General features: G+C 47.3%; 10 protein-coding genes. 2 read left to right on the forward strand and 8 right to left on the reverse strand.

Features of this window, described 5'->3' with window-relative positions; all coding sequences use genetic code 11:
• Positions 1-176 precede the first annotated feature (176 nt).
• Positions 177-1604, forward strand: a complete 1428-nt coding sequence (locus tag NST43_RS28300) for a VanW family protein (protein WP_339220677.1) — start codon at positions 177-179, stop codon at positions 1602-1604.
• Between the two features lie 110 nt (positions 1605-1714).
• On the opposite strand, the gene NST43_RS28305 is transcribed toward NST43_RS28300, so the two are convergent.
• The 8 genes from NST43_RS28305 to NST43_RS28340 form a co-directional block, all read right to left on the reverse strand.
• Positions 1715-2317, reverse strand: coding sequence for a DL-endopeptidase inhibitor IseA family protein (locus tag NST43_RS28305; RefSeq protein ID WP_339220679.1), 603 nt, complete (start codon positions 2315-2317; stop codon positions 1715-1717).
• Between the two features lie 211 nt (positions 2318-2528).
• Complete coding sequence (gene pilO / locus NST43_RS28310; protein WP_339220680.1) at positions 2529-3137, reverse strand: type 4a pilus biogenesis protein PilO; 609 nt, start codon at positions 3135-3137, stop codon at positions 2529-2531.
• Positions 3124-4722: a pilus assembly protein PilM gene (gene pilM / locus NST43_RS28315; RefSeq protein WP_339220682.1), complete on the reverse strand. Its 1599-nt coding sequence runs from the start codon at positions 4720-4722 to the stop codon at positions 3124-3126. Before pilM ends, pilO begins: the two co-directional genes overlap by 14 nt.
• A gap of 15 nt (positions 4723-4737) precedes the next feature.
• A complete protein-coding gene (locus NST43_RS28320; RefSeq protein WP_339220684.1) occupies positions 4738-5487 on the reverse strand; it encodes a prepilin peptidase in 750 nt (249 codons plus the stop codon).
• Positions 5488-5558: 71 nt separating this feature from the next.
• Positions 5559-6047, reverse strand: a complete 489-nt coding sequence (locus tag NST43_RS28325) for a type II secretion system protein (RefSeq protein WP_339220686.1) — start codon at positions 6045-6047, stop codon at positions 5559-5561.
• Between the two features lie 98 nt (positions 6048-6145).
• The gene (locus NST43_RS28330) at positions 6146-7351 is read right to left on the reverse strand and encodes a type II secretion system F family protein (protein ID WP_339220687.1); all 1206 of its coding nucleotides are present in this window, start codon (positions 7349-7351) and stop codon (positions 6146-6148) included.
• The gene (locus NST43_RS28335; protein WP_339220688.1) at positions 7351-8400 is read right to left on the reverse strand and encodes a type IV pilus twitching motility protein PilT; all 1050 of its coding nucleotides are present in this window, start codon (positions 8398-8400) and stop codon (positions 7351-7353) included. The genes NST43_RS28330 and NST43_RS28335 overlap by 1 nt, the downstream gene beginning before the upstream one ends.
• A 15-nt stretch (positions 8401-8415) precedes the next feature.
• On the reverse strand, positions 8416-10080 hold the full coding sequence (locus tag NST43_RS28340) for an ATPase, T2SS/T4P/T4SS family (RefSeq protein ID WP_339220690.1): 1665 nt from the start codon (positions 10078-10080) through the stop codon (positions 8416-8418).
• Between the two features lie 305 nt (positions 10081-10385).
• Between NST43_RS28340 and NST43_RS28345 the strand changes: the two genes are divergently transcribed.
• A complete protein-coding gene (locus NST43_RS28345; RefSeq protein WP_339220691.1) occupies positions 10386-15203 on the forward strand; it encodes a DUF5057 domain-containing protein in 4818 nt (1605 codons plus the stop codon).
• The last annotated feature ends 56 nt before the right edge of the window (positions 15204-15259 follow it).

Raw genomic sequence — 15259 nt, forward strand, 5'->3', positions numbered from 1 at the left:
CGATTCTGACATCTTCCGCCGGGCCACTGGCCGGGGGAGCTTCCATAAACTGCATGATTATCGCAGGCGTATCTATTGTAACAAATCCACAACCCCTTGAGTACCCGAAAGTTTTACCGAATCCTTACATATACATAAGAATATCAGGTTTCGCCCCATAGAAGGAGAGATTACTTATGAAAAAAATACACGCCGCTCTCATCGCGGGTTTCGGTCTGATGCTGGCTGGCTCGCTGGCTGCCGGAGGGCTTCATCTATACGGCACCCAGCCTACCCTGCCCGCAAATACCGCTATCGCAGGCTGGGAGGTTGGCGGAATGAACATCGCTGAGGTAAAGGCCGGAATGGATTCAAGACTTCAGGCGCTGGAAGCTACTCCACTCGTGATGAAGGCAAAAAATAATGCCGGACTCCAGGTTACCCTTAAGCAGGCAGGTGTGACCTATGAAGCCGGGAACTTCCTCCAGGCGCTGAAGACGCTGACGGACGGCACGCTGATGGAGCGGGTACAAGCCCGGCGCAGCTGGTCCGGCAGCTGGAATATGGAGATTCAGCTGCAGACTGCACAGCTTAAGAGTCTCTTGAATCCCGAATGGGAAAAAGCTTCCTTCGGCGTTCCGGTCGATGCGGTCCGGCGGATCACCGGAGATGACCAGGTCGTATATACGCCAGGGACATCCTCTTATGAGGTGGACTGGCAGGCGCTGGAGCTTGCGATGCAGGCAGCGGTGCCCACCCGATTGGCCGCTGACGGCACACTTCAGGATAAGCAGATTCAGCTGGAGGTCCCCCTTGCTGTCAAGCAGCCGAAGATCACGCTACAGGCGCTCAAGGATCAGGGCATCGATCGCAAAATCGTCCAGTTCAGCACCTCCCTCGGGGCCAGCGGCCCCGGACGCAGCTTCAATGTAGAGGCCGCCGCCAAAGCCGTGAACGGCACGGTGCTGCCGCCGAATGCGGTTTTTGATTACGGAAAAGCGATCCAGAAGGCCCAGACCGAATACGGCTTCCGCGAAGCCCCGGTCATCGTGAACGGCAAGCTCCAGCCCGGCACGGGCGGGGGGATCTGCCAGGTCTCCAGCACCCTGTATAATGCCGCGCTGCGCTCCGGGCTTGAGATTGTAGAGCGGCGCAACCACTCGCTTCCGGTCAGCTATCTGCCGAAGGGGCAGGATGCCACTTTTGCCGAGGGGTATATTAATTTCCGCTTCCGCAACAACACCGGCAAATATCTGATCATCAAATCCGAAGTCCAGGGGCGCACGCTGACCATCAAGCTGTTCGGCACGTTCCCGAAGAACGTCAACTATTCCATTGAATCCAGAACCGTCGAGGTGCTGCCCCCCACGGATAAATATGTGAGCGATGCCTCGCTCCCCAAGGGCGGAACCCGGGTACTGCTTGCCGGTAAAACCGGCTATGTAGTCGAAACTTACATTACCCGCCATGTGGATGGTGCAGCGGTAGAGAGAAATCTGCTCTCCCGCGATACCTATTACGCCCAGAAACGTATCATCGCCATCAACCGCGGCGGGATGAGCCAATCCGCTCAGCCTGAATCCCCGCGCAGACAGCTGGTCGAGGACGGAGTGAAGGGGCGGTAACGCCCGGTTCCTTGAAGTGTATGGACAAACAGAAACGGCTGTGCTCACCTTGTGACAAGGTCGGCACAGCCGTTATTTATGAAGCATTAGTCGAAGCCTGAAGCTGCTGCTTAGAAAAGGGTATCCGGCGACATATCAATTCTCCAGTAGCCGCTCACCTTCTTCAGCTTCACTGTCACTACTTCGGAAGACCCGTTCGGCCCTTCCGCAGGTACAGTCAGTTCGAACACTGCCGCTTGTGCAGTCTTGGAGACCATCCGTGCAGTCGCTCTAGAGAAATCCAGCGAGTTACCCAGATCGGCATTGACCTGCGCCATTCTGCCCTCGTGCTCCAGGAACTGTGTCTGTGCGTAGAAGGCCGCCGCATTATGCGTGAATCCCTTCTTGATGTAGCTCATCAGCTGCTGCTTCGAACCCAGATCACTGGACAGATAGCGGTACTCCTGTGCTTTATAAGTGAACAGCTCGGGGCTGAATACATTGCCTCCCCGGCTGGCATACGTATATAGCTTCTTGGCATGAACCACCAGCGGAACAACGCTCCGTTCAGTGAGATTGTTAATGGTAGCCGGCCCTTCCTTGCCCGGTGCAGACGCCGCAACCGTTCTTACGCCCTCAATACTTGCTACCGGTGAAGCCGCAAGCGCTCCGCCCCCTGCAGAGACAAGACCCAGTGATAATGCCAGTGAACCGATCATCCATTTTTTGTTCATCTTGAATGCCTCCTCATATTCCTGTGTGGTAGCCTGAAGCCTACTTCAGACTAAGCTGCTGCGATAATTACTCTATAACATTACAATAGCCCGTAAGCTGTAATACCCAAACCACCCGGGGGTATAAACGGGTAATGGGGGAAAAGCGTAAAAAAACTCTGCCCTCGTGAAAACGGGGGGGCAGAGTTGGTGGAGGTGCGAAGGAAACAGCCTAATTACTAGACTTAGGTACTGTTGCTTCAAAGTATGCAGTAAAGGACACATTTGCCGTTAGGATACTGCCCGGTTTCATCCGAGTAGGGAACTCGTAGGGTTGTTGGAAGGAGAAGGAGTCTACAGCAAGAATACGCGGCAGGTCATGAAGCTGCTTCAACCATTCCTTAATCTCTGCATAACTCCCTTGTACAATAGCAGCCATTTTGATCTCTCTCAAGCTGCCCGCTGCCTCGGGGATGATCCCGGTCCAGGGGCTAATTTCATTAGATTCTGTCTGCGAGAATCCGATATCCTTCAGTCTGGCATGTGAACTGGTTCCAATCCGCTGTAAGGCCAGGATTAGCGCTTCGCTGTCATCTCCTTGAGGAATTCCTGCCAGTAGAGTATCCTCACTTGAATCTGTTCCCTGCTCTTCACTCTTAAGCTCGTTAATCTTATTTGTAAGAATTCCCTTCTCCTGCTCCAGCAATGAGAACTCATTGTCTTGCATAGCTATATCGTTTTTTACCGGGCGTATGGCGAACATATAGAAGCCAAAGAGAATCAGGAACAGGACTAGCAATGCCAGCACAATGGCTGAACGGTATTTATTAATTTGCTCCACTGCTGTCCTCCCCTCCTTCTGACGGACTCTGGGCCTGAGCACTTTGCTCCACTACAGGTGCCATGTTCACCCTGAAGGCTGCGGTATATTTAGCAACAGAGTTACCGGAATTCTCAGTGCCTTCTGTCAGCTTCTGAATGGAAGCCCCTTTGGAGAAAGACATCTGACGTAATGCAGTTAAGTAGACTGTACTATGCTCCATTGCCGTGAAATTCACCGACAGAATAATCTCGCTATGGTACGAATATTTAATATCTCTGATGACTCCGCCATAAGGAAGACTTGCCTCTAATTCATCCAGAACAGCAGCAGCATCTACACGGCTGGCAGACATGGCTTCAATGATAACCGCACGGTCAAGCCCACCTCCTGAAGAGTTACGGCCGTTAAGTCCGGCTAATTCCGTCTGGAGCATGGCATTCTGATCCTGATAAGCTAATATCTGTTCGCCCCGCTCTGCATATTCTCCTTGAACAGAGGCATACAATACGCCCGAACCAACCAAACCCAGAATCCATATTGCTGCTAAAGAGATAGCGATATAAGGAAATATAATCGTCTCACGGTCTTCGCGGGGTAACAGGTTAATGCTCCGTATCTTACTGTCACGCAGAGCTGCTCCGGCAGCGGTTCTGTAGTCATTAAGAGTGCTGTCCGGCTTCGCGCCTTGTGAGAATTGGTTAACGGCAATAGGGGCAATAGCCATCTCTTGAAGTGCGGCTTGAAGCTCCTCCTGTAACTGTACACGCATCTCTGGAGAGCCGGTAATCAGGATCTCTGAGATTCGCGTCGAGCCGTCATGCAGACTGTATTGATAGAAGCTGAGCATCCGGGAGATTTCCGCTGTAATTTCAACGACTTGCTCCGTAGTGAGGTGTTCTTGTGCCGTTGCTGCAATCTCCGCTGCTGCAAGAAATGGTATGTTCTCTTGTAGATTCACATGCTTCTCTTGCGACAGATCGATCAGATCTATGGTTCTCATAAATACAGGATGACCACTACGGAACATATAGATATCCAGCAAAGATTGCTCCAGGTGAATCAGCATCGTCTCACTGAACTCATGTCCATACCCCGCTACAATACTTCGGGCAAGCGCAGTGGCCGTTACTTCTACCGTCCTCACCCGCAATCCGGCATCCTCCAGAACATCCACATAATCCTGAACTACCTTACGCGGTGCGGCAAAAATAATCAATTGGCTCTGGCTCTCATCCTGTTCGGTGATGACATAATCATACACCGGGTTCTCGAACGGAAGATGTAGCCCAGTTTCAACCTCCAACTTCACAAGCTGTTCGATCTGCTTCTCGCCCGTACTCGGAATCATCATCTTGCGGACAATCATTTGCGATGGAGGGATCGAAACATCAACGGCGCTGCCACGCATCCCCTTTTGTTTGACCCATTGCTTCAACCGGTCCAGCAGAGCCTCCCTATCCGCGATCTGATTCTCTACAATCATTCCTGGGAGCAGGGGGATGAACCGCTTTTTATGAATCTGCTTGTTGGCTTTGAAACTTATATAACGGATTCCAGTCTGCTCAATGGAGATCCCTGCTGCTCTGTGCCTTAATCCAATCATGCTATGTAGTTCCTCCTAACGAATGAGCGCAAGATAACCGCTGATAAGATGTGAGCCGTATGCGAAGGCAAGCAGCGCCCCTGCTGCCAGCCACGGGCCAAAGGGAATATGCTGCTTGCGCTTGATTCTGCCCGTAAATAGCAAAGTGCCCCCAACCACAGTTCCTAACATACAAGCAAGCAGAAAGGCCAGGATCGTATTAGGGAATCCCAGCACCAGACCGAGCAATGCCATCAGCTTCGCATCCCCCATCCCCATTCCGCCGAACAAGACTAACAACAACAGAATACCACCGCCTGCGGCTGCTCCCAGCAGATGGGAGATTAGCGGACCCTCGGGAAAGCGCAGCACTGCTGTAGCGAGTATCGGGAGAAAAAACAGCAATACCTTGTCGGGAATCAACATAAACTTAAGATCAGACACTGTAACAATAATAGCTAGACTTACCAATAAGTATCCAACAATCCCCTTGCCCGTCAGACCGAATTGGAAGTGAATCCATAGAAACAGCAAGCCTGTCATCGCCTCACCAAGCATATATAACGGTGAGATCCTGCTCCCGCAGTAACGGCATCTCCCTCTGTTCAGCACATAACTTAGTACAGGTATCAGATCCCTTGATCTTAGCTGTGTGTTGCAGCTTGGACAGTGTGAGGGCGGCCGCAGCAGCGATTCACCTGCCGGTATACGCAAGGCTACCACATTATAAAAAGAGCCCAGAATCAGGCCGATCAGCGTGATGTAACTGGCTACAATAATCGTCATGGTTCAACGGTTCCTGTCTGGTGAATTTTAAAAAAGGAATCGGGAATTCCGATTCCTTAATATAAATCCAATTATTTTAATTTAGTTTTTAATACTTGATCTGCAGTAAAATCTTTTGTTACGGTTCCGTCTGTTATACGAACCGCAAATCCAGAGGAGTTGTTTGCTAACTTTCCGCCTGTATAATTAATAGTTGAACCTGTCACTATGTTCGCCTTAGTACTAGGTAATACCAGTGGATTTTCCAAATATTTCAATCCCTGAAGCCCTGTGCCTGCTGTTGTGTCGGTTGGAGCGCTACCTATAACATCAATAGATAGATTCTCTACTTTCCCATCCAGCTCAGTAGTAATATACATACGCGAGGCTTCATATATCTGTCGAGCCGTTGCCAGATCAGCCTTGTCACCTGTATTCTTGATAAGACCGCTAATCATTGGAATAGCTATAACTGCTATAATCCCCATAATCACAATTACCGCCAGAAGTTCAATCAGTGTAAAGCCTTTTTCCTCTTTAACCGCCTTACCCAATCTCTTTTTTAGCGCTTGTGCCAACATGTTAACTCCCCCTCGATAGTGGTGTAATTCCTTGAGCAGAACCGATCCTCTGCTATTTGACCGGCGTCACCCCTCTCAAATCATTCAGGACATTCCAATTAAATATTGCTATAGATACTGAACATAGGAAGCATAATAGAAGCTACTATAATTCCTACCACTCCTGCCAAAAAAGCAATAAGCAGCGGCTCCAGCAGCGATTTCAGCCGGTCCACTGTATTCTCTACATCCATCTCGTAGAAATCAGCCACCTTGGCGAGCATCTGATCCAGTGCCCCCGTCTCTTCACCAATGGCAATCATCTGTGTAACGAGCGGTGGAAAGACCCAGGCCTTCTTCAAGGGGTCCGATAACGGCTTACCTTGACGAAGAGAATCACTGGCCTTACGAATATATCCGCCAATCACTTTATTCCCAGCAACTTCTTCAACAATCGACAAGGATTGAAGAATAGGCACCGAGCTGGCATATAGGGATGAGAAAGTGCGTGTGAATTGTGCAATGGAGCCTTTTTGATTCAGCTTGCCGAATACGGGAATCTTGAGCTTGGCATAATCAAGCGCATAGGCTCCGCGTTCCGTCCGTTTGACTACCTGATAGACAGTAATGAGCAGTACTATTGCAAGCAACCAAATATACCACTGGCCTTGAATGCTTCTACTAAGTGCCAATACCATTTTGGTAATCGCAGGAAGCTCGGCATTCATTGACTCAAACATACTGACGAACTGAGGTACAATCGCCCAGAGAAGGTACACTACTGCTGCAATAGCCATAACTCCAACGGTAATAGGATAGGTAAGTGCTGATTTGATTTTCTCGGTGGTTGTGTGCTGTTTCTCGAAATAGACCGCCAACCGTTCAAGCGTTCCTTCCAGATCACCGGTCTCCTCACCTGCACGAATCATGCTGACAAAGAGTGGCGGAAAGATCTTCTTGTGATCCTGAATTGCCTGTGAGAATGCTGTTCCTCTTAACAGACTGGAGTTCACATCCATCAAAGCTTTACGCAGAGGCTTACTCTCTGTCTGTTCAGCCAATATTCGTGTAGCATCCACAATAGAAACACCGGCACGCATCAGTGTGGCGAACTGGCGGCAATAGATAATGAAATGGATAGTCTTGACCGGATTTCCTATGTATATTTCCATAGACAGAATAGTGGTTTTGCGTTCTACGAGCGAGAATACAGTCAGACCGCGCTTACGAAGCTCCTCCATCGCTATGGCCTTGTCCGTTGCCGTGAGCTTCCCCTTCAGTTGCTTGCCCGCATGCGTCTTCACTTGATATTCGAATTGCGGCATCAGCTGCCCACCTCCGTTAGATAGGCTTTAGCAGATTCCGGATTAATAAGTCCATACTGCAGTTGTTCACGAATATTCATCTCAAGCGTATGCATACCGAGTGACCGCCCGGTTTGCATTACATTTTTGAGCTGGTGTGTCTTATCAGTACGAATCAGGTTCGCTACAGCTGGCGTATTAATCATCAGCTCTGTTGCGCACAATCTGCCCCGGCCACCCGCCCTCGGGAAAAGACGCTGTGAGAGAACCGCCAGCAACACTGAAGCTAACTGGGAACGAATCTGACCTTGCTGGTGGCCTGGAAAAGTATCGATAATCCGGTCAACCGTCTGCGGGGCATCCGTAGTATGCAGCGTAGCCATCACCAGATGGCCGGTCTCCGCAGCCGTAACTGCTGCCGACATCGTCTCCAGATCCCGCATCTCACCTACCAGAATTACATCCGGGTCCTGCCGAAGCGCAGCACGTAATCCGCTGGCAAAGCTGCCGGTATCACTTCCCACCTCACGCTGATCAATTAAGCATGTGCCATGAGAATGTATAAATTCTATAGGGTCCTCAAGCGTCACGATATGCTTACGCTCTGTCGTATTGATATAATTCAACATGGCAGCAAGTGTGGAGGACTTCCCGCTGCCGGTTGGCCCCGTTACTAATATCAGCCCCTGCGGTTTCATAGCAAGACTGGAAAGTACAGAAGGCAATGATAATTGTTCAAGCGTCGGAATCTCTACAGGAATTGCCCGCGCCGCTATGCTGACCTCCCCTCTTTGCTTATACACGTTAACCCGATACCGCACCCCATTGTCCAACGGATATGAGAAATCCATTTCCCCAACGCTATGGAAAATTACAGTTTTGCCGCTCCCAAGTAAGGTTTCCGCCATACTAACAGATTCTTCAGGCGCAACATTCTCCCCATCCATTAAATGCAGCGCTCCGTCTATCCGAATTACTGGCGGAGAACCTACGGATATATGCAGATCTGAGGCTTTGGAGGTATAGGCCATATGCAGAAGTTGAACAATATCACGTTTCAATAATGGCATTTGTACTCCCCCTATCTAATGCGATACCGTCTCACGCATGACTTCCTGTAAGGTTGTAATTCCTTTGGATACTTTGACAAATCCGTCCTCTACTAACTCGATCATGCCCTGCTCTCTACCGGCTGCCCGAAGCTGCTCTATGGATGCAGAATCTGTGATAAGCTGCCGCAGATGATCATTAATGGTCAGTACCTCATGAATGGCAATCCGTCCGCGGTATCCTGTGTTGTTGCAGTTACCGCAGCCTCGGCCGCGATAGATGACCTCAACAGGCAGGCCATAGCGCCTAAGCATTATCGACTCCTGCTCTGTCGGTTTATGCTCCTCTTTGCAATCCGGGCAGATTTTGCGTACCAGCCGCTGAGCGACTACCCCGAGCAGCGAGGATGCAATCAAGTAGGGCTCAACGCCCATGTCACGCAATCTGGAAATTGTGCTAATGGCATCATTAGTATGTAATGTGGACAACACCAGATGTCCTGTAAGTGAAGCACGTACAGCAATCTCTGCAGTTTCAGTGTCCCGAATCTCTCCTACCATTACAATATTCGGGTCCTGACGAAGAATGGAGCGTAAGCCTGCGGCAAAGGTTAAGCCGATCGCCGGATTCACATGCACCTGATTCACGCCTTCTAGCTGATATTCCACCGGATCTTCAATCGTAATAATATTCGCATTCTCAGTATTCAATTGGCTCAGGGCGGAATATAAGGTGGTTGATTTCCCGCTGCCGGTTGGACCGGTAATCAGGAGTATACCGTAAGGCTTGCTGATCATATCCCTGAAGGCATCGGCATTAACGTCACTGAAGCCCAAGGTATCTACAGACTTAACTCCAGTACTTAGGTCCAAGAGACGCAGTACAATCTTCTCACCATGCATGGTAGGCAGCGAAGATACACGTATATCGACCATCTTGTAGTCAAATTGCATTTTAATGCGGCCATCCTGGGGCAAGCGCCGTTCTGCTATATTCAATCGGGCCATAATCTTCAGTCTGGCGGTGATGAAGCCCTGCATTTGCTTGGGAATGATCCGCTCTGTCCGTAAAGTCCCGTCAATCCGGTAACGGATGGAGAGATTATTCTCACCAGGGTCCACATGAATATCTGAAGCCCGCAATGACACTGCCTGCTGAATCATCTGGTTAACCAGCCGCACAATCGGTGAATCCTCATCCGTAATCTCTGTTTCTTCTATCTCTTCCTGGGTTGGAAGCTCGACCATCATCTGACTCATAGAGTCCCGCATTCCGTAGTGACGGGCTATCGCTCTAGTCAACTCATCACGGCTGGAGATTGCCGGCTCAATCCGGAATCCTGTACTCATGCGCAAATCTTCAATAGCGAAGTAGTCCAAGGGATCTGCCATTGCCACCATCAGTTTGCTGCCTTCCTTCATGAAAGGAAGCACTTGGTAGCGCTTGGCCATACTCTCGGGGATGATCTGCGTAATTGCCGGATCAATCTGATATTTGAACAGGCTTACGTGGGGGATACCTAACTGGAACTCAAGTACCTCTATGAGCTGTTGCTCTGTAATATAGCCTTGGGTTATTAGCAGATCCCCCAGCTTTCGTTTGGTTTTGCGTTGCTCTACCAGCGCTTCTTCAAGCTGTTCTTGAGAGATAATCCCGTTTTCAACGAGTAAATCTCCCAGCCTCTTCTTCATGATAGCCATATCTGTTTCACTCCAGAGCACTGTATTTTCCAACCAGGTATAAGCCAATCATTTGGTAATCAGCAACGCATAAAAATCATAGTTTTCATAAAATATTTCAAATTTTATAGTTAATTAGTCTCAATTTTATAGGTTTTTATGCACATCTTTTAATTGCCTATCTACTAAATATGTCCTAGAATGTATATAGCATAGAATGGATAATTTTACAATGAAAACCCGCCTAAAACTACGATCTCATACGGCAAAATAGAAGTTTATATGACAAATTTTGTGTTATTAATAATTATTGGGGAGAGATCACGATGGAGGTCTTGAAAAGAAAAAGACTGCTGCTTATGCTTATCCTTCCGTTGACCTTAATCTTGTTTGCTGTCATCTGGAGTATGGTATCAAGGATTGACGCTGATCAGAACAGTTATCCGGTGCGCCTGCTTGAAATCACGGAAGATGGTACAAGCCAGTTAACCTCCTTCAAGACCGAGTTTCCAGATTTCACAGTTGTAACTATGAGTATGAAACGTTTTGTCGCTTTACGCGATGATCTGGATGGGCAGTATGACGGTATATTTATAGGTAAAGGTACCTATAGTCCAGTAACCTTGGGAAACCTCAAGGATAAAGATGTCTCCGTGCGCTCCGCAGCTATGAACACCTCGTTAATTCAGAATGATATTACGCGTCTTCGTGTAGATGATATCAATAAGCTCTTTATTATGAAGGGCTTGTATGTGATTTTTCATGAACAGACTTTCTTAGATCAAGAGAAGCCTGAAGCCAGACAAGGAATCCTTTACGAAGCATTCAATCCCTTGCGCAGAACCTCAGCTTCGAAGAGTAACGTTCTCTTTTTGACTGATTCCGGAATTAAAGATTTTTTCAATAGATTGAAGACTGACAGCTCCAAGCTGAAACAACGCCCCCAACTGCAAATCACGAACAGTGACGAGATCCGCAATTATGTTCCAGCTTCTACAGGAGGTAAGATATATGCTCCCGGAGACAAATTGAAGTTCAACTTCAATGTCAGCAACACGACTGATCTTGCGAATCATCCTATGACCGCCAAGCTGTACATTAACCTTGATAAGTCTATTGCCATGGGCGAGCAGCAGGTTGTTGCATCTGTCAAAGTGAATAAAGCAAATAGTACGCTGGAGTACATTCTCCCACGGACATTCTCAGGACTGTTGTACTGGAAGCTTGAGATTAGTGACCCTACCAGCTTTGCGCAGCTAAAAAGCTATGAACGCGGAAGCATCCGTTACCGGAATGAGAAGACCGTTATACGAGTCCTGCAGATTACACCTCCAGGTTCCAGTACAACTCCAATTCATGAGAGCAGTCTAAAAAAATCAATAAACATGAATCAGGATTTTTTAAGCAACGAGGATTACAAGCTGGATATTACTGTCATGAATATAGATGAATTCAATTATTATATTGAAAGCACCTTTGCAAATACACGTGAATATGGCCTTAATGGCGTATATGATATGCTATTGTTCGGATTCCGGGATGAATATTACTCGAAGACAATAATGAAACCCTTATCTATCACAGCAGTAAAGGAATTCATTAATGAATCCAAGCAGAGCGCAATGTTCACACATGATACAGTCATCAATCTGTATGGAGGTAATACTTGGGTAGACAATTTCAAAGAGATTACAGGCCAGAAAGATCCTGTTGTTAACCTTGGTCATAATGCACTTAATCCATCAAAAAAAGTAACGCCGGTTAATGACGGATTGCTTATGCAGTACCCTTTTTATCTGAGTCAACAGACTGGCAGCGGTACCCAGAACAATATTGGTGAACCCAAAGTAGCCAAGACCCACAATCAGTACTTCACTCTGGATCTGGAAGACCGGACAGTTGTTCCCTGGTACAACACCATCAGCGAATCAGGTGATGCAACCAAACGGACTCCCGATGACAGTTGGAACCATTACTACACCTATTCCAAAGGAAACGTAACCTATTCAGGAACCGGCCATCTGTTTGGCTCTAATCTTTCGAGTAGCGAGTCTGTGTTCCCGGAGTGGGAACAGAAGCTTTTTGTTAACACGATGTACAGAGCATTTATGGGTGCTAACCACGCTCCCAGCATCACTGCATATTCACCTATTGAAGGAACCGTTATTCCGTCCTATCAAGATAAGCTGACTGTAAGCTATTCGGTAGCCGATCTCGATTTGAAGGACCGCACTCTGACCACTAATCTGAAGTTCATCGTGAACGGAACAGAATTGACCAGCCCGGACTATATGATCCACAACCGGCGTGTAGGATCTGAAGAAACCATTACTCAGACCTTCAAGAACCCGCTTAGCGAGAGTGGCAATATTGAAATCATGATCACAGCACAAGATGACCAAGGCGCTTCCGCTTCACCAGTTATAATCCCATTGACTGTCTCAAAGGTGGAGTCCTCTTTATCCATAAACAGAAGCCAATCCGCCACCAAAATAGGTCGGGACAAGCTGGTAACAATAGATTATAGCATTGCTCCAAAAACTTTAAGGCTAGAGGATGTTCAACCTCAATACCAAGGGAAAAACAACCTGTTAATTTCCGGCTTGCGCTATGATGAAAAATTCGCTCCAAATCTTGAATTTGAGGGAGAATCACTACCGCAAGGGTTCACAAAGACCGGAAATCTCAGTGAAGGTTACACTATAAAAGGAACTTTTGAGAATATCACTTTTCAGTTAACAACAATCGATGGTAAGCAGTACTATAAGCCGGTTAATCCTCACAGTACGTCTGACCCGCTTATATATAAATTCACCCTAAGCTTCAAACCTAAGGCAGCGGAGAAATATATACTGGATAACTCCAGCATTATGTTCGAGGATATCCATGCCCCCGCAGAATCTGTACCTACGGCAGTACCTACAGCGGCTCCTACTGTTGCAGCAACACCGACTCCGACACCTACTCCGGCTCCTGTTCCAACTGTAGCACCTCCGGTGTTCCCGGGTTCTACAGCGCCTATTTCGGCTCTGGGGGTTGCTAAGGATTATTCAGTGTATATCCTGGAGGATATTGATTATTCATCTACTTCTTTTCAGAATAAAGCACGTACAGCAGCGGGTGGTAATTTTACAACTCCAAATCTGACCTTGGGTGGAAATTTACCTGAAAGTGAATCAGGAGCAACTCTTGTAGTCGGCGGTAACATAAACTGGTCATCTAATAACGGAAGTATGCGAGGCAAAGCGTATTACGGAGGCAAAGTAATTGCTATTGCAGAAGCCTACAAAAATAAGGTTTTCCTTGATACATCACTGCCATTTGCCCAAGTTAACCAGCATTTAAAGAATCTCTCTAGCTATTTGGGCCATTTACCAGGCACTAATGTTACCTCCGTCTTAGCAAACGGCAGAAATGACTTTACTCTTAACGGAACAGACCCAAATCTAAATATTTTTAATGTTACTCTCAAGGATAGCTCTAAATCTATCAGTGCTGTGAACATAAATGCACCAGCCGGTTCTACAGTAGTTATTAATATATCAGGCAAATCAGCAAGCTTTGGTAACGGCTCTATTAACCACGAGAATGTTGCCAACGATCACATTATCTTCAACTTTTATGAAGCTGAAACTCTTGTTTCGCAATATTATGCTATAGATCAGTCGATTTTGGCTCCTTTAGCAACACTCTCATTAACAGGAACTTATAATGGAACAATAATTGCTAAAAAACTGCAACCTATTGGTGGAGGAATTGATATCGGTGGTGTAAATCCCTTTAATGGAAATTTGCCTGAAATGCCTGCCGCAACCACAGCACCAACCGCAGTCCCTACAGCGACTGCTACACCTGCAGCTACAGTAACAGTTACACCAGTACCTACTGCTAGTGCCACGCCAACCGTGATGCCGACAGCTACACCTGTTCCAACAACTGTGACTATGAAGTTTTTAGCTGTTAATCTGGAAGTGATTATTGAGATTACTTCAATTGTGGTACACGATGAATATATACTGGTTGATCAAAAGTTATCGCTCCCGTCAATCACAACTATTCTGCCTGACGATGTAGATGCGAAGGACCGGACTCTTCAGTGGACTATCGTAAGCGGCAAAGATTTCATTAAATTCATAAGCGACGGTATGATCCAAGCAATTGCGCCGGGCGAAGCAGAGATTCTGGCTTCAGTTCAAGATGGAAGCAAGGTTGTCAGCAATATAGCCAGGATTACTGTAACAGCCCCTATCCCGCCTGAGCCTATACGTACCATTGAGCTTACCGGAGATACTTCAGGAACCGCCAATACCCCAATTCATTTGAATGCTGTATACACCAGCAATCCAGTTGAGACGGATATAACCTATAAGTGGACAATCACAGATGGGAATGGCAACAACGTTAATCAATACCTGACAACGAGTGGTCCAACTTCACCTACGGGAACCTTTAATGCACCGCAGAGTGGGATTTATACTATCACAGTAACTGCATACAGCAATAGTAATACGGCTGGCTCCCCGGCCATCAAGACCATTGCCATCACCAATCCTTTAAGAGACTTTATAATCGATAGTGCTGACAGTGTTTTTGTTGGTAAATTCATAGAGATGAGTCTAAAGGACTTCGCTCCTGATAACGCAGATGATGCCTTCGATATCCATTGGAGCTTAGTTGGAGATGGTGCTCAATATGCAAGCTTAACCAAAGCCCCAGACGATACGAATGACACTAAGTATATTTTAACTGGCATCAAAGCAAAGGATACTGTCACTGTTTCAGTCACAGCAGGAGACATTACTAGGATTAAGAAAATTAAGATCGAACCTCTGGTTCTTACGGATATCCAGTTTACCGGCACTATCGTGGAGATGAACGTTGGCGAAACCAGACATCTGGACCAGCTTCTCTGGTTCTCGCCAAGAGAGATTACTCTAAATGATGTTCGGGATCAATTGGATTGGACAAGTACTTTCTCTGGAATTGCCTCCTTCCAAACTCCTGTTACTGCAGACAATCGGGGGATAATTCATGCACACAAAAGCGGAAGTACACTTGTAACTGTGCAGTATGCTAACAACCCCCTGATCAAAACAACTATACTTGTCAAAGTATATCCTCTTGATACGGATGACCGTTACTAAGGAAACTAAATTACAATATTAAAAGGAGCCTTTGGGCGCAGTGGATAATGCCGCGA

Origin of the sequence: Paenibacillus sp. FSL H8-0332, from assembly GCF_037963835.1 — a bacterium.
Lineage (GTDB): Bacteria > Bacillota > Bacilli > Paenibacillales > Paenibacillaceae > Paenibacillus_AQ > Paenibacillus_AQ rhizoplanae.

Bases quoted from the DNA above. Each gene is read 5' to 3' on its own strand.
- NST43_RS28300 (WP_339220677.1), top strand. From the start codon at position 177: ATGAAAAAAATACACGCCGCTCTCATCGCGGGTTTCGGTCTGATGCTG.
- NST43_RS28305 (WP_339220679.1), bottom strand. From the start codon at position 2,317: ATGAACAAAAAATGGATGATCGGTTCACTGGCATTATCACTGGGTCTT.
- pilM (WP_339220682.1), bottom strand. From the start codon at position 4,722: ATGATTGGATTAAGGCACAGAGCAGCAGGGATCTCCATTGAGCAGACT.
- NST43_RS28320 (WP_339220684.1), bottom strand. From the start codon at position 5,487: ATGACGATTATTGTAGCCAGTTACATCACGCTGATCGGCCTGATTCTG.
- NST43_RS28325 (WP_339220686.1), bottom strand. From the start codon at position 6,047: ATGTTGGCACAAGCGCTAAAAAAGAGATTGGGTAAGGCGGTTAAAGAG.
- NST43_RS28330 (WP_339220687.1), bottom strand. From the start codon at position 7,351: ATGCCGCAATTCGAATATCAAGTGAAGACGCATGCGGGCAAGCAACTG.
- NST43_RS28335 (WP_339220688.1), bottom strand. From the start codon at position 8,400: ATGCCATTATTGAAACGTGATATTGTTCAACTTCTGCATATGGCCTAT.
- NST43_RS28340 (WP_339220690.1), bottom strand. From the start codon at position 10,080: ATGGCTATCATGAAGAAGAGGCTGGGAGATTTACTCGTTGAAAACGGG.
- NST43_RS28345 (WP_339220691.1), top strand. From the start codon at position 10,386: ATGGAGGTCTTGAAAAGAAAAAGACTGCTGCTTATGCTTATCCTTCCG.